The organism is Streptococcus sp. SP1, from assembly GCF_030440005.1.
Classification (GTDB): domain Bacteria; phylum Bacillota; class Bacilli; order Lactobacillales; family Streptococcaceae; genus Streptococcus; species Streptococcus parasanguinis.
Map to the genome: position 1 here is coordinate 73,340 of NZ_JAQFJJ010000004.1, position 18,523 is coordinate 91,862.

The window sequence follows — 18,523 nt, forward strand, 5'->3', positions numbered from 1 at the left end:
TTTTTCCCCCTTTTCTTACTATTTATCACTTTCCGTCCTATTCTTTTTCAAAGCACGAATCGTAAACCAATAATAAATAACCAACCCAAAGACGATGATCACTGTGGGCAGAAGAACCGTCATACCAAGATTCTGAACTCCTTGTGCCAAGGTCCAGCGATGTAAGAATCCAACCACTAAAAAGGCGACGATAGGAAAGATGAAAGCTCGTCCAAACTCTTCTTTCCATTGCCAAAGAATGAGAGCTCCGCTAGACCCTGTCATGAGAAGAGCATCCCAAGGACTAGGGACTACAAACCATGCAAGAGCTGGCAAGAAACGGACCCCCACTATTTCACCAACAAAATAGAATCCTAGAACTAGAACCAATGCTACATAAATTGCTTTTTTCGCTTTTTCTTCCGCAAAAATGAGGCGACGAAGGAGATAGAAGATTATCCCAACAGCTAGGAGTCCCAAAATGATGTCGGTTAAATAGACTAGTGGCTTGAGCACAAGGACCGCTTGAGAAGCAAAATCACTTAGGAGGCGATAAAAAATCACAATACCTGAAAAGATAGCCCCATATTTCAAAACAGACCGCGTCGATTCTTTGGGCATATTTTCGATGATTTGGTCTGCCATTCCCTTTGGATCAAGGCCAAAATAATCCTTTGCCGTGAGGCCATCTCCGCTTGCTTGCGAAAAGTCAAGTGCTAGATTATAGACCTGCTCTCTTAAGGCTTTCTCCTCATATAAGAAACCTGCAAGATTGAAATAATCCCAGAGATCTTGGAAATAAACTTGATCCTCTTGGCTAAAGGTTTGCATCAAGGCCTGCGTTTCTTCAAAATACATTGCTGATTTCATGCTTCTTCCTTCTTTCTTTGGAGACAAAATACAACAAGGGTCAGGACTAGTCCCATGAGAGGAAGGAGCCAGCCTATTAAATGAGCAGTTTCCTGATTCACAAGACGAATCCAGCATCCAGTAACTAAGAAAGTCAGGCCCATGACTAGTAGACTCGACATCAAACGCTCCCTGCTTCTATAGGCCATAACTGCAAACCCAAGTAAGACTAAGACAGCAAGAGCAATCCCCCAACCATCTGACAAGAGGATACTCCCAATGTGGCCAAAATGGATCGAAAATAGTCGTACGATGTTCAGAAACACCATCAGGCTGATCACACTGATAAACATAGCCCAAGACCACTCCATTTCACCATAGCTCTGTTTGGACCAAAGCCACGTGATGAACTGGCTGAACACCAAGAAATTGAGTAGAATGACAACATAGGTTAAAGGTTCGATTTTCAGTGGTGTCATCCAGGTAAAATCCATTAAATAACGCATGCCAACCAAGATCACTCCAAGTATAAAAACTAGTCCCACATAAGATCCTAAAGAGCGTTTAGGCAAATCTGAAAGAACTTGATCCACCATCGCTCGTGGATCCTTTCCAAAATAATCCACCGCCCGAATGCCTTCTTTTTCAGCAACTTTCAGGTCGCAAACCATATTGTAGAGTTGTTCACCGAGCGCTTCATCATCATAAAAATAGGACTTGGCCCCAATATAGGCCACCATTTTTTTCACATAGACTTGATCCTCTTTGTTTAGATGACTCAATTCATCTGACATTTTTTCTGTATAACTTTCTACCATTCTTCTCCATCCTTCTTGATACGTTCTACTTTTGTGACTAGCTCCTGCCACTGGTCCCAAAATTCCCCTAAGCGCTCTCTTCCAGCATCACTGAGTGAAAAATACTTACGATCAGGACCATCTGGAGACGGCCTCATTTCCCCATGAATAACCCCTTGTTTTTCTAATTTTTGAAGCAGGGGATAAATGGTCCCAGCGACAATCTTATCAAATCCCATCTCTTTGAGACTTTGGATCAATTCATAGCCATAGATAGCCTTTTTAGAAATAATCTCCAGCACACAGCCCTCCAAGACTCCCTTTAGTAATTGGGACTCTTTCATCCTTCTCACCTCTTTCTTCACATTTTTTACTAGTTTGTTTTACATACTAGCTGTTTCACTATCAGTATACTCTTTCCAAGCTAGTATGTAAAGCATAATAGTAAATTTTTCAAAAAAATTTTTATTCCTTAAAAATCCCTTAAAATCAAGGTTTCTCTGTATACTCGTGTGTAAATATACAAAAAAAGTTCAAAAAACACTTTATTTTGTAGATTGATTGGAGTATAATAATTTAAATTATTCAAAAGGAGACACGAATATGAAAAAATCGAAGCTTGCTCTTTTAGCAGGTGTCGCCGCGGCTTCAACGCTTTTCCTTGCTGCATGTGGCTCATCTTCTAATGCGTCAAAAGGGACGACCTACAACTACGTGTATGGTACAGACCCTGATACCTTGAACTATTTGACTTCAAATCGTGCAACTACAAGCGACATTACTACCAACTTGGTCGATGGTTTGTTCGAAAACGACCAATACGGTAACCTAGTGCCTGCTCTTGCAGAAGACTGGTCCGTTTCAAAAGACGGTCTGACTTATACTTACAAGCTTCGAAAAGATGCGAAGTGGTATGATTCAGAAGGAAATAAATACGCTGACGTCACTGCACAAGATTTCGTGACATCTCTAAAATACGTAGCAGATAAAAAATCTGATGCTCTTTACTTGGTTCAAAACTCAGTCAAAGGCTTGGATGACTATGTAAACGGGAAAACAAAAGACTTCTCAACTGTTGGGGTAAAAGCTGTTGATGATCACACTCTTCAATATACTTTGAACCAACCTGAATCTTTCTGGAATTCTAAATTGACCACTGCTACTATGATGCCAGTCAATGAAAAATTCTTGGAATCAGCTGGTAAAGACTTTGGTAGCGTAAAACCAAGTGGTATCCTCTACAACGGTCCATACATTTTGAAATCATTCACTTCAAAATCACAAATTGAGTTGGATAAAAACCCTGAATACTACGACAAGAAAAATGTTCACATCGATACGGTTAAATTGACTTACTTCGATGGATCAGACCAAGACTATCTTGCTCGTAACTTCTCAGACGGTAACTTAACTTCTGCCCGTCTCTTCCCAACGAGTTCAACTTACACTACGATTCAAAAGAAATTCAAGGATAACATCGTTTATTCACCACAAGATGCGGTTGTCTACTATGCTTACTTCAACGTCAACCGTCAAAACTACGGTCATACTAAGAAGACTTCTGACGAACAAAAGAACAGCACCAAGACAGCTCTTCAAAACAAGAACTTCCGTCAAGCCTTGAACTTTGCTTTGGATAGAACCTCATATAGTGCTCAATCAAACGGTAAAGATGGAGCAACTAAAACCCTTCGTACCCTACTAGTTCCACCTACATTTGTGCAAGCCAACGGAAAAGACTTCGGTACGCTCGTTGAAGAAAAACTTGCCGCAACAGGAGATGAGTGGAAAGGTGTGAGCTTTGCCGATGCTCAAGATAGCTTGCACAATGCGGATAAAGCCAAAGCAGAACTTGCAAAAGCAAAATCTGAATTGCAATCACAAGGTGTTCAATTCCCAATCCATATCGACTATGTCGTAGACCAATCTTCTAGCTCACTTGTCCAACAAGCAGACTCCATGAAGAGCTCTATTGAGACAGCTCTTGGTAAAGACAATGTCGTGATCGATGTACAAAAATTGTCTACAGATGATGCAGATAACGCGACTTACTTCGCACAATCAGCAGACCAAAAAGACTTCGACTTGGATATCACTGGTTGGGGACCTGACTTCCAAGACCCATCCACTTACTTGGATATCTTGAACCCAACAGATGGTTCAACCTTGACTGGTATGGGACTTGATCCTAAGAAAGACCAAGCGCTCATCGAAAAAGTTGGTTTGAACCAATACAAAGAATTATTGGATGCTGCTAATGCTGAAAAATTGGATACCAATGCACGTTATGAAAAATACGCTGCTGCTCAAGCATGGTTAACAGAAAATGCAATTGTTCTTCCAATCTACTCTAAGGGTGGAGTTCCATCTATCACGAAGGTAACACCATTCTCAGGCGCTCGTTCTTCAATCGGTATCAAGGGAGATTCAAACTTCTATAAATACCAAAAACTTCAAGATAAGACAGTCACAACTGCTGACTACGAAAAAGCTTATAAGAATTGGTTGAAAGAAAAAGAAGAATCAAACAAAAAAGCGCAAGAAGAACTTGCAAAACACGTGAAATAATCACGAAAGAAAACACCGGGGATAAAATCCTCGGTGTTTTTTGTGCTAACAAAATGTTGTATGTTTCATCTTATTTCTAATCTTTTATAGACTCGAACGCTATCTCACGACAATCTTCCGATAACTTCTAGAAGTCAGAAGAAAGACGAGAACATAAGAGATGAAAAAGACAGCACAGATGGAAAGAGTTGTTTGAAGAACCAAGCCCGCATTTGTCGCTCCTAGGATGGCAACGATTTTTGCAATCATCTTGTAGGCCACTCCTAGGTACAGGAAGGAGAAGAATAACGGAAGGAAAAAGACGGTGAGTATCTGTTTGCGAATCGTGGTGGACGTTTGCTTTTGGTCCAATCCTACTTGTTGCAAGATCACAAAATTATCTCGATCCTCATAGCCCTCTGAAATCTGTTTGTAGTAAACCACGAGAACCGTAGCCAATAGAAAGATCACAGATAGGAAAATCCCGATAAAGAGGAGAGTCCCTGCTGATTCACGCCACTCTTTCTCTATGCTGTATCGTTCATATCCACCAAAAAGAGTCGCACCATATTGACTCATTTTGTCTGTCGAATAAAGTTCTTTGATCAAATCAGAGATAAAATCTTGGTTATCTTTATCTTTTGCGTTAATAGAAAATTCCAAATTTTTATCAACTTTTAGACCCAGTTGGTTCAAGTCAGGAAGAACCAGGTACAAACCCATTTGATGTTGAAACAGTTCGGATTGAGGGATCTTTCCTTGGATAAAATTGGAATCTAATTTTTGTTTAATCGTGAAGGTCTTCCCATTGATTTCTAATTTCGAGTCTAGTCTTCCCGGATACTGATAACCATAGGCTAGGATTTCATTTTCCCCAAGCACAACTTTTTGACCGGTCAGTTGCTCATAAGTCGCCTGATCAAAAAAGTAGACTGTTCCTTCTGACTTCAACTCCTGACCAGTTGATGGAGTGGACTGATCATTCACCTCTAAGATCCTTCCATCAATCTTTCGAATTTCAGCCGACCAGTATGTTGTCTGTGCCACCTGATAATCTGACAGATGTGTCGCATCGGCTGTTTTCTGAATAATAGCTTGAACATCCTTGATAACCGGTTCTGTTTCAGCATCTGAAGGCATATGCCCCACACTAATCATGTAATCAGAAGGGTAAACAGTATCTAGGTAGTTCTTCCCTCCAACAAAGATATTAAGCGACCCTGTTAAGGTGACCAAAACCATGGTGGATAGAATACTAATCGTCGCAAGACCCGCTGCATTTTTTCGCATCCGAGCTATTAAGTTAGAGACGGATATAAAATTCTCTGGCTTGTAATAGTAGGATTTCCGACCTTTGAGAAATCTTAAGAAGGTAATGGAGCCTGCGTTGAATAAGAGATAAGTCGCAAGAATGACCAAAATGACAGCAATAAAGAATCCTTGGACAGCCGCAACCGGACGCTCCGCTGTTAGCGCCAAATAGAAAGCAATTCCTAAGAGCCCTAGACCTAAAAGAGTTTGGACCAGCAAGAATCTTCCCTTCTTCTCTCCTGCTTTCTTTTGCTGCATAAGATGAAGAGAACTGTAGCGCAAGAGGCGGAAAGAATTCAACAAAAGAATGAGTCCAAAAGCTAAGGCTAACCCAAGTAAAGTGTTAAGAACAACCCCTATCTGGAAGGTCGATTGAATGACGACTGGTAGCCCCATACATTTTAGGAGCAGGGCAAAAATCAAGGGATCAAATAAGAGCCCCAAACCCAGTCCCGCGCCAACTGTGAGAATATAGAAGATAAGCAATTCCCATAAGGTCATGACGAGGAGGTGCTTCTTCTCCATTCCCAAAACACTGTAGAGTCCCAGTTCTTTGGAACGATTTTTCATGACATAGCCATTGGCATAAGCCACTAAAATGATGACGACCAGCTGGACGACGAAACAACCAAAACCAAGAACCGTTCTCGCCGTTCTCCCTCCGTAAGAATCCTCTAAATGAGGGGTCGTTGCCAAGGCGATAAAACTATAGAGGATCATGGTCGTTAAAATGACAGCTATAGCAAAAGGGTAATACAACTTGCGATTTTGTTTGAGGTTGGAAAGAGCTAATTTACTTGTTAATTTAAACATCACGATCCTCCTTTCCCGCCATGACCGTCAGGGTATCCGAGATTTCTTGGAACATCTGACGCTCCGGCTTTTCCCCGCGGAAAATCTGGTTGTAAAGGATCCCATCCTTGATAAAGAGCACGCGCTTGGCCCTAGCTGCCGCTGCGGTTGAGTGAGTCACCATGAGAATGGTTTGGCCCATGCTATTGATATCTTCAAAGACATCTAGTAACGCAGCTGAAGACTTGGAATCCAGCGCCCCTGTTGGCTCATCGGCCAGGAGGATTTCAGGGGAGGTGATGATGGCCCGTGCTACGGCTACCCGTTGCTTTTGTCCACCAGAGATTTCGTAAGGGTATTTTTCTAAGAGCTGGTGAATGCCCAACTCCCGACTGACGCTCTCCACCTTGCTCATCATTTCCTTGACTGGTCTGCGAGAAAGGACTAGAGGCAAGAGGATATTGTCCTTGACAGACAAGGTATCAAGCAGATTGAAGTCTTGAAAGACAAAGCCTAGTTTTTCCCGGCGGAAGCTCGATGCGTCCTTGTTTTTGATGGTTGAGGTATCGGTGCCATTGAGGTAGACCCGTCCTTCGGTCGGCTGGTCCAGCATGGCCAGGATATTGAGGAGTGTGGATTTCCCGGATCCTGATTCCCCCATGATGGCGACGTATTCGCCCTTCTCAACGGTAAAATGGATATCCTTTAAGGCTTCAACCTGCGTCCCTTGAAAGCGGGTTTTGTAGATTTTTTTGATATGTTGAACGTCTAGTAGGGTCATGGTCCATTCCTTTCTAGCTCGATAAAAGCTTCAATCGTTTTTTACAAATCTATTGTACTAAAACTGGAACGCTTTCACCATAACATAACCTTACATTTTACCCTTTATTTCTTACATTTTTGTAAGAAAGCAAAAATAGGCTAGGACTTGAGGTCCTAACCTATTTCATTCTTTTATTACTGAGCCGATGTATACGGTGCAACCATTTTATATGCACTTTCAAGAGCTTGTTTCATTGCATCACGAGATGTTTTCACTTGTTGTAAGAAAGTCGTACGTCCTTGTTCAGGAACAGTCGTACTATCAGGACCTACGCTTGAAAGCATCGTATCAAATTGAGTTTTTGATTCATCCAAGGCCTTAATAGCTGGATCCACTTGTTGAGTATACGCATCTCTCTGAGCCTCTGGAATTTGTTGGCTAATATCTTGCGCATATTTCTTATAGCTTTCAACTAATTTGCTATAAAGATTCTTCATATCTCCGATTGTTTTTGCACTGTCAATTTCTTCATCTGTCAACAATACAATTTCAGGGATATTTGTTGATGAAGTTGCTGATTTAGATGATTTTGATGAACTGCTTGATTTGCTTTCTGAAGTAGATGATTTTTCTACCTTACTAGAAGAAGCCTTTGCATCTTTGCTAGATGATTCCGAAGCAGTTTTACCAGAACATGCTGCTAACGTTGCAACTGATAAGAGAGCCACGCCCGCTGTAAGAAGTTTTTTCATAATTTTTTCTCCTATAGATATTGATTAATTATATTTTAAAATGAAATCTTTTTATTGTCAAATATTTTATGCACTCAATCCTTTTTATACCAGCTTTTATCACTAACTCTTAACATATTTTGCCGTCCGATTCACAAAAACCAGAAAATATATTTTTATTCATTCCGCGAATAAAATAAAAGATTAGACAAAACGTCCAATCTTTGATGAATGATTGAAATAACTGAATAAGCCCGTGCTGATCGGTTAAAGAACTGCATCGAGGTATTAAAGTAAGTTTCTAACGTATTTATTTGCCTTTTAACTGCAAAAGTGCACAAAATGCATGAAACAAGATTTCGCTCCTGTTTCTTTTTTTCATTGATGAAGTAATTGATTGAACTCTTCTTGAAGTTCCTTGTTGTCCGTTGGTTTTAGATACATCTTCCCACCATTGGTCGTTGGAGAATGAAAGACAATGGCTTCTCCCGTATCTGTAATGGCAAAGAAATAACTATGCACATCTGGATACTTGTCCCAATTGCTATAGCGTTCCACGATGCAGTATTTTGCATTTTCTTGACCAGTATCTGTATAAATGGCATCCATCTTGCTATTTTCCCCTAGAGTATAGAGGTTGTCTGGTCCTACATCACCGCCAGCGATGCCTTTTTGATAGTTGGGTTGGCCCATCTTTTCGCCCCAGGTCTTCATAAATTCTGCTAATTTTGCTGATTTTTCAGCGTTCCAAGGCGTTTTTTCCTGGCTTTGGCTATTTCCCGCTGATGGTGTGCTGTCAAAAGTTTGCCAGTCAAAACTCTTGAGATCCAATTTTTCCTCATCCGATTTTCCAAAGAGGGCATTCAGATCTGACCCCGGTACTTGGACTTCTTCTTCCTGGACTTTGGTCGCGGCTTGAGGCACCTTTTCTATCCGTGAGAGAACGGCTACACCACGGCCAGTTCCTGACATCCAGCTGACTTCTAAGACTTCTCCTCCCTGATATAGGGTCGTCGCATTGCGCGCTCCACCGTGTCCAGCGACGAAACCTTCAGCTAGTAGAGTCGGTTTTTGGTCCTTGAGGTAATAAACTCCTGTCACAAAGTAGCTTCCATCGGTCTGCTGATTAGCGATGATCATCTCCTCTACCCCATCGTTATTTAAGTCCTTAAAGGCATAGCGAACGGCATCTGGCTGATTGATGATAGTCTCGATCACCCAACTATTGATCATCCGATCTTCTTTGGCTAATGCATCATTCAATTTGGAAATAGCATCTAACTCTTTGGAAGTGGCAAAAATCTTTTGGTAGTCTGAAAAAACAGACTGGTATAATTGTTTGTTATCTGCTTTTTTCGCGTGTTTCTTTGCTGAAGTCTGGCTACTTGCAGCCTCTTTTTTGGGACTGGACTGACGTTGGTATCTCTGGTAACATCCTGTTAACAAGAGCGTACTTGAAGCCACTAAGCCCAATTGCATCCATTGTTTTATTTTCATCTGATCTCCTTTACTCTCCCCTATTTTCATACTAAACTTTATTATACTAAAAAAAGCGTGAGGAAGAAATCCCTTCATCACACTTAGTTTTCTTTATTTGGTTTGGTTCGACGATCCGTTTGACTTTCAATATGCTCTTTCACCAAGGCAACCACCTCATCATTGGTTGGAAGGTCCGAGTGCTGAGCATCTTCCCCCGTCACCGTAATCTCCGTATAGCTAGCTGCTTGGTTTTGGTAGATATATTTCCCAGCGGAAACACTAGCATCCGGGACCAACTCATCTGAATCATAGGTAATGGTCCCTGCTACTGAATACATATGAAGGGTTGTGGGGATGGCTTCTTTTCCCTTGATAAAATCGGCCAACATCTCAGATTTATTTTTGATATTGGTCTCCGTGAAATTATAGGGAGTTCCGATGGTCATAAGGGTCTTGAGATCCACCTCATAATCCCCTAGATAATTTTCAATAAAGGCTGTATAAATCAAGCCACCGTTGGAATGACCCAAGCCCTTAAAATTATTAAAATTGTATTTTTCTTGAATGGCTTCAAAGGCTTGATTAAATAGTTTGGCTTGCTTTTTAATATTGCTATAGCCATCTTTGTTATTTTCAAAACCAACCACAATTACCGGCTCATTGTCCTTGGCATCAATACTACCACTATAGGTGATATGCCCATCATTCCAAACCTTAACCTTAAGTAGACTGTGTTTGGTTCCTTGGCGGTCTTGGTTGAGCTTGGTCACCAAGCCATCAAAGCGGTTCTCTGTCGCAGAGCTTCCCGGGATCATGATGATGGGAGACAATTTTGAATTATAAAATTTCTCGATTTTTGAAACATTCGTCCGAGTCCAGCTATAAGAAGGAATGGCTAAAGCGATCAAGAAAAGACTGACCAAAGTGAGGACGATGGCTGTTTTTTTAGATTGTTTCATCGCTTTCTCCTTTCACTTTTAAATCTTTTCGAATACGATTTCCCATGCGGACAAATGGTAGATAAAGGAGCACATCAACGGTAAAACAAAATATACTGACAGCTAAGGCTCTCAGACTTCCTCCCGTTCCAATAAAGGCATAGAGAAGGCTAGGAGTCCCATCTGGCACCGGATAGACGGCTGCTGGCATCAGCTTGAAGCACAAAGCTACAGCTGCTATTCCCATATTCACCAAAGGGATCAATAAGAAAGGAATCACATAAAGTAGGTTGAGAAGGACCGGTATCCCTACCATGAAAGAAGCCCCATTGTTAAAGAGACTTGGAAACAGACTGAGAAGGCTGACTTTCTTGTCCTTTTGGCTTCGCGAAACCAGCAGGATCGCTACCAATAAGGCTAGAACTGCACCAATTCCAGCTACCATGCCAAAACTGCGGTACAAATTGGTCAAGGTATAGAGATGTGGAATGCCTGCCGTTGTATGATGGGTCACAGCATAGGTCAGATTTTCCAAAGCAAAGCTATCATCCGCGATAGAATTCAAGGCAAAGGCTTGACTATTACCAAACCAAGCAGATAGGCTACTAAAAAGACCCATGCTAAAGGTGGACAAGAGATGATGACTGCTTACCGTTAGAGAAGCCAAGAACTGTCGGATAGTCTGAAAAATATTAAATTGATTTCCAAGAACCAAAAGAAGATTGAGGCTGACCCCTAGAACTAAGGACAAGAAAATGGGACGCACCGTCTTGGGTTGATAGATGAAATCCTTGTCTACAATCTGGTCATCACTGGCCTTGGATAGACGAAAGATCTGCCCAATTAGATAGCCTAAAAAAATCGCTAAGACGATATTGGTCGTCGCGGATAGATGGAGGTGCGTCACTTGCCCTTCATTGAGCGGTCCCACCAACAATTCCTGAGACCCCACTATTAGACTGACCAAAAGAGCTGTCACTCCAGCTGTCCCTGTACTTCTACCATAGTGCCCAGCTGTGTATTTTCCAGCGAAGTAAGTCGCTAAAGGCCCAGCTAGACCTCCTAGAAAGTTGGAAAAATTGATAAGGACTTGACTAATAGCTTGATCCCACGGCAACCAGCTATCCATCGAAAAGAGCTGATGGATATAGCCTCGATCGGAAAAGACTGATAGAGCGATCACCCGAATGATCCCTGAAAATAGGAAAAAAGGAAATAAGGAAACCAGGGTCTTCTGGGAAATTTGAATCAAACTTTTTTCTCGTAACCAGAAAAACTTCTGGACTAAATACTTGGTCATAGGGCCTCCTGTTCGAGTTGATGACTTCTTCACGTTTACTGCTTTCTTCTTATTATACCATACTGGCGAGCCTTTCCTTTCGTTTGTAGAGACGTCATCAGTTGAGAATGCTGTTAAAATTTTCAAAACTTTTCAAAAACTCTTTGACAGGGGTCTTCATTTCCTCTATACTATTTGTTAGCTAACAAAACGATGGATCAGGTTACCGTTGGTCTTGCTATGCTCCTAGCGATTGGAGCTGACGGAAAATCAAATCGTTTCCATGGATTTTCATCCGATTTTATACCATAGTCCATATCTTTAGGAAGATTTAGGAGGAATCAGACACCGATGTCACAAGAAAAAATTTCAGCCAAGGTCCTATACGCTATTTTTGCAACAGGGATCCTTTCCTTTTGCGGGGTGGCTGGAGAAACTGCCATGAATATCACCTTCCCAATATTGATGAAGGAATTTGAAATCAATACCGCAACCGTTCAGTGGGTCACCACCATCTATCTTCTAGTGGTTGCCTGTGTAGTCCCCTTGTCTGCTTATCTCAAACGCTCCTTCAAAATGAAGTCCATCTTTTTAGTTGGAAATCTCTTATCTGTCTTAGGTGTTCTCATTGACTTCTTAGCTCCAAGTTTTGGCTTTGTGGTTCTGGGTCGATTGGTCCAAGGAATGGGGGTTGGTTTTGCCCTCCCTCTGATGTTCAATATCATTTTAGAGCAGGTCCCAAAACGCAAGATCGGTCTCATGATGGGAGTGGGAACCCTGATTACAGCCATCGCTCCCGCCATTGGGCCTACTGTCGGTGGTCTCTTGACAGCCAACTTCGGCTGGCGCTCCATCTTTTTGGTTCAATTCCCGATCCTTCTAGCTTCGCTAGTTGCAGGACTTCGCTCCATTGAACAAATCAGTACAGTCAAGCGAGAAACGCTTGATATCATGAGTCTCCTTGCTATCATTGCCCTTTTCTTAGGGTTGATTCTAGGCATTCACGGTCTCTCTGACCATGCTTTCTTTAGTTTTTCTGTCCTTGGTTGGCTGGTGATTGGGTTCTTGGGACTGGTTCTCTTGGTCTGGCGGTCCAATCAGTTAGAGACTCCCATTATCAACCTTGCCATCTTAAAGAACCATCTCCTCACTGGCCATGTTCTTGCCTTTTTCACCTTCCAATTAGGTTCTCTGGCCATGAGTTTCCTCTTGCCCAATTATGTCCAATTGGTCAACCACTCGAGTACCACGCTTGCAGCTTTGATGCTGCTTCCAGGAGCCATCATTGGGGCTGGTTTTGCTCCCTTCTCTGGTCTCATTCTAGATAAGTTGGGTGCCCGCAAACCGATTCTCCTTGGAGCTACTTTAATTCTTCTGGCCCATTTCCACTTTACCCTCTTTGGCCTTAAGCTGACAAATGGCTTGATTCTCATCTTTTACATGATCTTCATGACCGGTATGGGACTGGCCTTTGGCAATATCATGACCAACGGACAAAAACAACTCTCTCTGGAAGAGCAACCCGATGCGAACGCGATTTTTAACACCTTGCAACAATTTGCAGGCGCTGTCGGAACAACCCTGGCTTCGCTGATCGTTGCCATGAGCCAAGCCAATCAAAAGATGGACTTCACCCAAGCCACTGCTAAAGGAAGCCGCAACGGTTTTATGGTCTTATTTGCCTTAGGCATCTTCCAACTCCTTCTCTTATTTTGGGTTGTTGGGAAAGAACAAGATACGAATTAATTTTTCTCATCAGAAAACAGCAATTTGCTGTTTTTTTGTTATCCTTTTCTGACCCGTGTGACAATGCCATCAGGATCTTCAAAAATTATGCCACTTCTGCTAAATAAATCTTGCTTGGATAGGTGTATACCCTATTCTTTCTCTTTTGCTTGTAATGCCAAAGATTATAACTTAAATTTCATTAAATTGTCGAACTTTTATCATTTGAGTTAAAATCCTTGCTTTCTTTTTGTCTTTTATTTATAATCATTCTAAACAAGATAAAGGAGACATTGTATGACTGAAATGAAACATGGAGTAGATGAATCATTTAACGACCGATTGAATATCTTGAGAGCCGCTGTTCTCGGGGCCAATGATGGGATTATTTCTATTGCTGGGGTGGTGATTGGGGTAGCCAGTGCCACCTCAAACATCTGGATCATTTTCCTTTCTGGCTTATCAGCGATTCTGGCAGGTGCCTTTTCGATGGCGGGCGGTGAATATGTCTCAGTTTCCACTCAAAAAGACACGGAAGAAGCCGCTGTTAACCGCGAACAAGCCTTGTTGGGTCGCGATCCAAAGTTAGCTAGAGAATCTCTCTACCACGCTTATCTTCAAAATGGAGAATGCGAAACTTCCGCAAAGATTTTGACAGAGCGGGCCTTTCTGAAACATCCCCTCAAAGCCTTGGTCGAAGAGAAATACGGCATTGAATACGAAGAATTTACCAATCCTTGGCATGCTGCTGCATCTAGCTTCCTTGCTTTTTCGGTTGGTTCCCTTCCTCCAATGCTCTCTATCATTCTCTTTCCAGCTGCCTATCGCATTCCAGTGACAGTCTTCGTTGTTGGACTATCCTTGATCTTCACTGGCTATACCAGTGCAAAACTGGGAAAAGCACCAACCAAGCAAGCCATGCTTCGCAACCTGATCATTGGCCTTCTCACCATGGGTGTGACTTACTTCTTCGGACAACTCTTTAGTATCTAAAAAAGCTGAGACTTCTGTCTCAGCTTTTTCTTATGCTTCTAATAAGGCTTGTGCTTGTTTTTCCAGTCCTGCGACCGCTTCATCTGTCAAGACTAATTCACCTGTTCCCCAAGCTTCTGGGTTAACGGTTGTTCCAGTGAACTCTCCAACTACTTGAGTTCGAACGAATGGCATGAGCGCTTGGTATGCCGCAAACATTGGTTCGTGTCCGGCATTGGCTACTGAAGAAACCGTTACGATCTTGTCTTGAAGGGCAGATGGACCACGAGTTTCTGACAGGTCAAGGGCACGGCTAAGCCAGTCGATCAGGTTTTTCACTACACCTGGAATAGCAAAGTTATAGACTGGCGAGAAGATCCAGATAGCATCCGCAGCAAGGACCGCATCACGTGCTGCTTGCACTGCTGGCAAGGTTGGTGTTTCCAAATCTTGGTTCATCATTGGAATGTCCTTGTAGTCCAAGTAAGTCACCGTTGCTTTTCCTTCCAGAAGGCTTTCTGCTTTCTTAGCCATTTGGTGGTTAAAAGATCCTTGACGAAGAGATCCGACGATAAATAAAATGTTTTTCATAGTTGTTTCCTCTTTCTGTTGTAAGATTATTTATTACAATAGCTATTATACAGGATCACAATGTAATGTCAAGGATTACAACTCGGTCATTTTATACTTTTATTCCATTTCACTAAGGATGGGCCAAGAAGAATGAGAAAAAAGGTTGGACAAAAGTCTCCAACCTTCAATAAATCACAACCGTATAAATCTGTAGAGGATTAACATCCAAGAAAAACGACTCCCAGAGATCTTTACAATCCATTTTAGAACTATTTTTTTCTCAGCAAGGTAATTCTCAATCCCAAAATTCTGTTCTCGCTACTACTCCTCGTTAGACAAATCCGTAGCCAACATTTTTTTGATGGATTCGCTGGATAAATCCGTCATTTCAGCAATCATCTCGATACTCATCCCCTTCAAAGATAGTTTCTGAATCAGAGACTGCTGACCAGCTTGAACTCCCAACTCCATGCCTTCTTGTCTGCCTTGTTCCAATCCCTGTTCGAGACCACGCTCGAGACCTTGTTCAAGACCACGCTCGAGTCCACGCTCAAGACCTTGTTCGAGTCCCTGTTCAAGACCTTTTTTCAACCCTTTCTGAAAACCGGCTTCCAGTTGTTCTTTCCGAAAGGTATCCATGCTCATTTCCCAATTTTCTCTGATACGAATCCGTTCATCAATCATTTCTTTTTCCTCCCTTGTCCAATTTGATGGGATCAGGAGTGATTCTGCCTGCTCGATCACTTGATCTGGTTGATGACTGAATGGGCGATTGCCAAAAAATTCAAGCCATTGTCTCCAGTGAGCATTCAACTCCGTATCTCTACTTTCATTATACTTATCCAACTCTAAAAAGGCAACCTTTAACATATTATGAGCTACCCCATTCTTGCGAGAACTATAAAGAGGTGTCCCATCTACCGTATGGCGCATTTCATAGACATTGACAGGTGAATCTAAATGAGGAAAAATACTTCGCTCCAAGATAGCGATCCCATAGACCGGCTCCAGCTCCTGGTACATAGAATGGGTCGCTCCTTTCTTTCGCTTGCGTTGGACATTTTCTACCAGTTGATTGGCTAAATAATAGTGGAAACGATTCAGGAAATACTCTTGCTTCAAAACTTGAATCTCAATGATCACTTCAAGCCCACTATCTAGTCTTGCTCTCACATCAACGGATGTTTCAAAAGGAAGATCTCCTAAAAACCCTTGCTCATGGATTTGGTCTCCTTCTAAAATCTCAACGGACTCTACTGGCAGATCCAATACTTCGCGGATAAATTTGGCTGTCACATCCGGCAGACTAAAAATCTTTTTCGCCATTAAATCCAAGGTGGGCGATACATACTCGTGTCGTTTCTTCATAGCAACCTCCAATGATTTCGTATAGGGAATCCCCTCACTTATACCATTCGAAAAAATTGCAGAAAATGAGAGTGGGACAGAAATCGGTAATTCGTTAGAATTTGATTTCGTCGTCCCACCTCCGCACAGTTGAGTAGAGCTGTAAAAGCTGATGAAATCAGCGTAGTAGAGCCCACTCAACCACTGCGTCTTGCTCGACAATCCAAAAATAATTGAGAGGCTAGGACTTTTGTCCCAGCCTCTTGCTTTTATGCATGCTCCAATCCTTTTCGTGTATTTTCCTTGATGGTTTCAGCTGAATGGAGTAATTTTTCTTTTTCTTCTTCTGTCAAATGCAAGTCCAATCGTTCAAGAATTCCTTTTCGACCTACGATCGCTGGATAGCCAAGATAGGTTCCATATTCTGGACGATAGTTAGACACTGGCATTTCCTCGTGGCTATCATTGATCACAGCTTCTGCCAGGCGTTGGGCTGCTGCTACAATCCCAAAGTTAGTATAGAATTTACCAAAGAAGACCGTGTGACCACCGCGCAAGGACTCGTAGTTGATGGCGTCAAGCTCTTCTTGAGAGAAGAGATCGGTAATAGCGTGTCCCTTGACACGGACCTGACTCCAAGCAACAAATTGAGAATTTCCGTGCTCACCGAGGTTGTAACCTGATACACTAGCAGGAGAAACCTGCAAACGATCAGCGACTGCACGCTTCATCCGAGCTGTATCCAGTAACGTCCCTGTCCCAATCACCTGCTCTTTTGGAAGGCCAGTATATTGTTGATAGAGTTGAGTGACGGCATCGACCGGATTGGTCACTACTAATAAGACCCCGCTAAAGCCAGAAGCCTTCAGATCACGCGCTACTTGCACCACTTGCTTACTGGTAAAGGGAAGCTCCGCAAAACGGTCATCAGTGTTATTAGCCTGCAACTCAATATTTCCAAGAGTCGACACCACGACATCCGCATCTTTTAAAGCCGCGTAGTCATTGACCGTGATATGCACCGGATAACCTGTATTGGCAACCGTATCACAGAAATCCAAGGCATCAGCCTTGACCTTTTTCTCATTGGTATCAATCAAGACCAAATGATCACAGGTGTGTTTCAAAATCATGCTGTGGGCCAAGGTCGCACCCACATGCCCCAAACCAATAATACCAATTTTTCTTGTCATCAGAATCCTCTTTTCTAGTATCGATCACACTGTTGGTGAGGATAGCTCTTTGTTGACTCTATTCTACCACAATTCTAGAAAGGCGGATTGAAAAAATGGGAAAATTTTCAAGTTTTTTCAAAAAAGAAAAGAGGCACTGCCTCTTTTAACGACTCAGGAAAGAAGAGTCTCAATCTCTTCAAGCGACAAACCTGTCATCTCTGATATCAGATCAGGCGTCATTCCTCGTGAGACCATTTTGCGGATTAACTGCAGACGTTCTTCATTACGACCTTGTTCCAGACCTTGTTCCAATCCTTGTTCTAAACCTTCTTCGCGCGCTTCGTCTATCGCTGTCTCCAGGGTCATATCATAATTTTCTTGAATACGAATACGCTCGTCTATCATGGTCTTCTCCTCCTTGGTCCAGCTAGATGAATCTAATAATGAATCTGCGTGGGCAACAGCCTGACTGGGAGCTTTTGTAAAGGGAAGATTCCCAAAAAACTCCAACCACTGTCTGCCTGCATCTGTCAGGTTCTCATCTTTATTATACTTGTCTAGCTCTAAAAAGGCAACCTGCAGTAGATTTTGGTGCTTGCCATTTTTATAATAGGCCTTAAGTTGCTTGCCGGACCGGCTATTGGTCAGCCAGTATTTATTGATGGCGGCCTCTTCGTCTAGCAAGAGCGACTTCTCCAAAATCGCAATCCCATAGACTGGCTCCATCTGCTCGTACATCTTATGTGTCTGGCCTTGCTGGCGCAGTTTTTGCACATTCTCCACCAGCTGATTGGCCAAATAGTAATGGAACCGATTCAAGAAATACTGCTGCTTGCGAATCTGGATCTCGATGATCACCTCGGTCCCGTCATGGAGCTTGGCTCTCACATCCACCGCAGTGGAGAACAAGTCATCCTCCTCATAGGCCATGCTGTGGGGTTGGCTTCCTTCCACAATCTGAGCGTCCGCTACATCCAGCTCCAAAATATCTCGAATAAATGCTGCCGTCACCTCCGGCAAACTAAAAATCTTCTTGGCCATGATGTCCAAGGTCGGCGATACATGCGCGTGTCTCTTTTGCATCCCTGCTCCTTTTCGATAAAAAATAGAGGGAAGGTCCCTCTACTTCTATAATTCGAAAAAAATTTGGGAAACAGTTGAAAGTTAACCTCTACTGTTTTTTCAATCCACTTATTAATAATATCCTTCATTATTAAAGCCAAACTTTGTTAGTAATGAAACGAACTTTATCTTAGGTAATTATTC

The 18,523-nt window shown here is 42.4% G+C and carries 16 protein-coding genes; 3 read left to right on the forward strand and 13 right to left on the reverse strand.

What is annotated here, in order from left to right; genetic code table 11:
- Window positions 1–18 precede the first annotated feature (18 nt).
- The 3 genes from PCY07_RS03250 to PCY07_RS03260 are packed head-to-tail and all read right to left on the reverse strand — an operon-like array spanning window position 19 to window position 1,969.
- On the reverse strand, window positions 19–849 hold the full coding sequence (locus PCY07_RS03250) for a hypothetical protein (protein ID WP_301355211.1): 831 nt from the start codon (window positions 847–849) through the stop codon (window positions 19–21).
- Entirely contained in the window at window positions 846–1,646 is an 801-nt protein-coding gene (locus tag PCY07_RS03255) for a hypothetical protein (RefSeq protein WP_301355210.1), read from the reverse strand. The genes PCY07_RS03250 and PCY07_RS03255 overlap by 4 nt, the downstream gene beginning before the upstream one ends.
- Window positions 1,640–1,969 (reverse strand): PadR family transcriptional regulator, encoded by a 330-nt coding sequence (locus PCY07_RS03260; RefSeq protein WP_003016719.1) that lies wholly within the window; start codon window positions 1,967–1,969, stop codon window positions 1,640–1,642. The genes PCY07_RS03255 and PCY07_RS03260 overlap by 7 nt, the downstream gene beginning before the upstream one ends.
- Window positions 1,970–2,228: 259 nt before the next feature.
- On the opposite strand from PCY07_RS03260, the gene PCY07_RS03265 reads away from it, so the two are divergent.
- Complete coding sequence (locus PCY07_RS03265; protein WP_301355209.1) at window positions 2,229–4,193, forward strand: peptide ABC transporter substrate-binding protein; 1,965 nt, start codon at window positions 2,229–2,231, stop codon at window positions 4,191–4,193.
- Between the two features lie 99 nt (window positions 4,194–4,292).
- Here PCY07_RS03265 and PCY07_RS03270 read toward each other — a convergent pair whose 3' ends face one another.
- The 6 genes from PCY07_RS03270 to PCY07_RS03295 all read right to left on the reverse strand — a co-directional run bounded on the left by PCY07_RS03270 (window position 4,293) and on the right by PCY07_RS03295 (window position 11,486).
- A complete protein-coding gene (locus PCY07_RS03270; protein ID WP_301355207.1) occupies window positions 4,293–6,296 on the reverse strand; it encodes an FtsX-like permease family protein in 2,004 nt (667 codons plus the stop codon).
- Entirely contained in the window at window positions 6,289–7,056 is a 768-nt protein-coding gene (locus PCY07_RS03275; protein ID WP_301355204.1) for an ABC transporter ATP-binding protein, read from the reverse strand. Before PCY07_RS03275 ends, PCY07_RS03270 begins: the two co-directional genes overlap by 8 nt.
- 176 nt (window positions 7,057–7,232) lie before the next feature.
- A complete protein-coding gene (locus PCY07_RS03280; RefSeq protein WP_301355202.1) occupies window positions 7,233–7,790 on the reverse strand; it encodes a hypothetical protein in 558 nt (185 codons plus the stop codon).
- A 357-nt stretch (window positions 7,791–8,147) separates the two neighbouring features.
- Window positions 8,148–9,266, reverse strand: a complete 1,119-nt coding sequence (locus PCY07_RS03285) for a DUF4767 domain-containing protein (RefSeq protein WP_301355201.1) — start codon at window positions 9,264–9,266, stop codon at window positions 8,148–8,150.
- Between the two features lie 83 nt (window positions 9,267–9,349).
- Window positions 9,350–10,207, reverse strand: a complete 858-nt coding sequence (locus tag PCY07_RS03290) for an alpha/beta hydrolase (RefSeq protein ID WP_301355199.1) — start codon at window positions 10,205–10,207, stop codon at window positions 9,350–9,352.
- Window positions 10,194–11,486 carry a PTS transporter subunit EIIC gene (locus PCY07_RS03295; protein ID WP_301355197.1) on the reverse strand — a complete coding sequence of 431 codons (1,293 nt, stop codon included), beginning with the start codon at window positions 11,484–11,486 and terminating at the stop codon, window positions 10,194–10,196. Before PCY07_RS03295 ends, PCY07_RS03290 begins: the two co-directional genes overlap by 14 nt.
- Window positions 11,487–11,816: 330 nt before the next feature.
- Here PCY07_RS03295 and PCY07_RS03300 point away from each other — a divergent pair, with 330 nt between their 5' ends.
- The gene (locus PCY07_RS03300; protein WP_301355195.1) at window positions 11,817–13,211 is read left to right on the forward strand and encodes an MFS transporter; all 1,395 of its coding nucleotides are present in this window, start codon (window positions 11,817–11,819) and stop codon (window positions 13,209–13,211) included.
- A 276-nt stretch (window positions 13,212–13,487) separates the two neighbouring features.
- A complete protein-coding gene (locus tag PCY07_RS03305; protein ID WP_155198966.1) occupies window positions 13,488–14,183 on the forward strand; it encodes a VIT family protein in 696 nt (231 codons plus the stop codon).
- Window positions 14,184–14,213: 30 nt separating this feature from the next.
- Here PCY07_RS03305 and PCY07_RS03310 read toward each other — a convergent pair whose 3' ends face one another.
- The 4 genes from PCY07_RS03310 to PCY07_RS03325 form a co-directional block, all read right to left on the reverse strand.
- Entirely contained in the window at window positions 14,214–14,753 is a 540-nt protein-coding gene (locus tag PCY07_RS03310) for an NADPH-dependent FMN reductase (RefSeq protein ID WP_301355191.1), read from the reverse strand.
- Window positions 14,754–15,056: 303 nt separating this feature from the next.
- Window positions 15,057–16,103, reverse strand: a complete 1,047-nt coding sequence (locus PCY07_RS03315) for an Rpn family recombination-promoting nuclease/putative transposase (RefSeq protein WP_301355189.1) — start codon at window positions 16,101–16,103, stop codon at window positions 15,057–15,059.
- A 248-nt stretch (window positions 16,104–16,351) separates the two neighbouring features.
- Window positions 16,352–17,275, reverse strand: a complete 924-nt coding sequence (locus PCY07_RS03320) for an L-lactate dehydrogenase (protein ID WP_301355187.1) — start codon at window positions 17,273–17,275, stop codon at window positions 16,352–16,354.
- Window positions 17,276–17,428: 153 nt separating this feature from the next.
- Window positions 17,429–18,340, reverse strand: a complete 912-nt coding sequence (locus tag PCY07_RS03325; protein ID WP_155198962.1) for an Rpn family recombination-promoting nuclease/putative transposase — start codon at window positions 18,338–18,340, stop codon at window positions 17,429–17,431.
- Between the last annotated feature and the right edge of the window lie 183 nt (window positions 18,341–18,523).

Coding starts and splice junctions, on each gene's coding strand:
- PCY07_RS03250 (WP_301355211.1), bottom strand. CDS start 849: ATGAAATCAGCAATGTATTTTGAAGAAACGCAGGCCTTGATGCAAACC.
- PCY07_RS03255 (WP_301355210.1), bottom strand. CDS start 1,646: ATGGTAGAAAGTTATACAGAAAAAATGTCAGATGAATTGAGTCATCTA.
- PCY07_RS03260 (WP_003016719.1), bottom strand. CDS start 1,969: ATGAAAGAGTCCCAATTACTAAAGGGAGTCTTGGAGGGCTGTGTGCTG.
- PCY07_RS03265 (WP_301355209.1), top strand. CDS start 2,229: ATGAAAAAATCGAAGCTTGCTCTTTTAGCAGGTGTCGCCGCGGCTTCA.
- PCY07_RS03270 (WP_301355207.1), bottom strand. CDS start 6,296: ATGTTTAAATTAACAAGTAAATTAGCTCTTTCCAACCTCAAACAAAAT.
- PCY07_RS03275 (WP_301355204.1), bottom strand. CDS start 7,056: ATGACCCTACTAGACGTTCAACATATCAAAAAAATCTACAAAACCCGC.
- PCY07_RS03280 (WP_301355202.1), bottom strand. CDS start 7,790: ATGAAAAAACTTCTTACAGCGGGCGTGGCTCTCTTATCAGTTGCAACG.
- PCY07_RS03285 (WP_301355201.1), bottom strand. CDS start 9,266: ATGAAAATAAAACAATGGATGCAATTGGGCTTAGTGGCTTCAAGTACG.
- PCY07_RS03290 (WP_301355199.1), bottom strand. CDS start 10,207: ATGAAACAATCTAAAAAAACAGCCATCGTCCTCACTTTGGTCAGTCTT.
- PCY07_RS03295 (WP_301355197.1), bottom strand. CDS start 11,486: ATGACCAAGTATTTAGTCCAGAAGTTTTTCTGGTTACGAGAAAAAAGT.
- PCY07_RS03300 (WP_301355195.1), top strand. CDS start 11,817: ATGTCACAAGAAAAAATTTCAGCCAAGGTCCTATACGCTATTTTTGCA.
- PCY07_RS03305 (WP_155198966.1), top strand. CDS start 13,488: ATGACTGAAATGAAACATGGAGTAGATGAATCATTTAACGACCGATTG.
- PCY07_RS03310 (WP_301355191.1), bottom strand. CDS start 14,753: ATGAAAAACATTTTATTTATCGTCGGATCTCTTCGTCAAGGATCTTTT.
- PCY07_RS03315 (WP_301355189.1), bottom strand. CDS start 16,103: ATGAAGAAACGACACGAGTATGTATCGCCCACCTTGGATTTAATGGCG.
- PCY07_RS03320 (WP_301355187.1), bottom strand. CDS start 17,275: ATGACAAGAAAAATTGGTATTATTGGTTTGGGGCATGTGGGTGCGACC.
- PCY07_RS03325 (WP_155198962.1), bottom strand. CDS start 18,340: ATGCAAAAGAGACACGCGCATGTATCGCCGACCTTGGACATCATGGCC.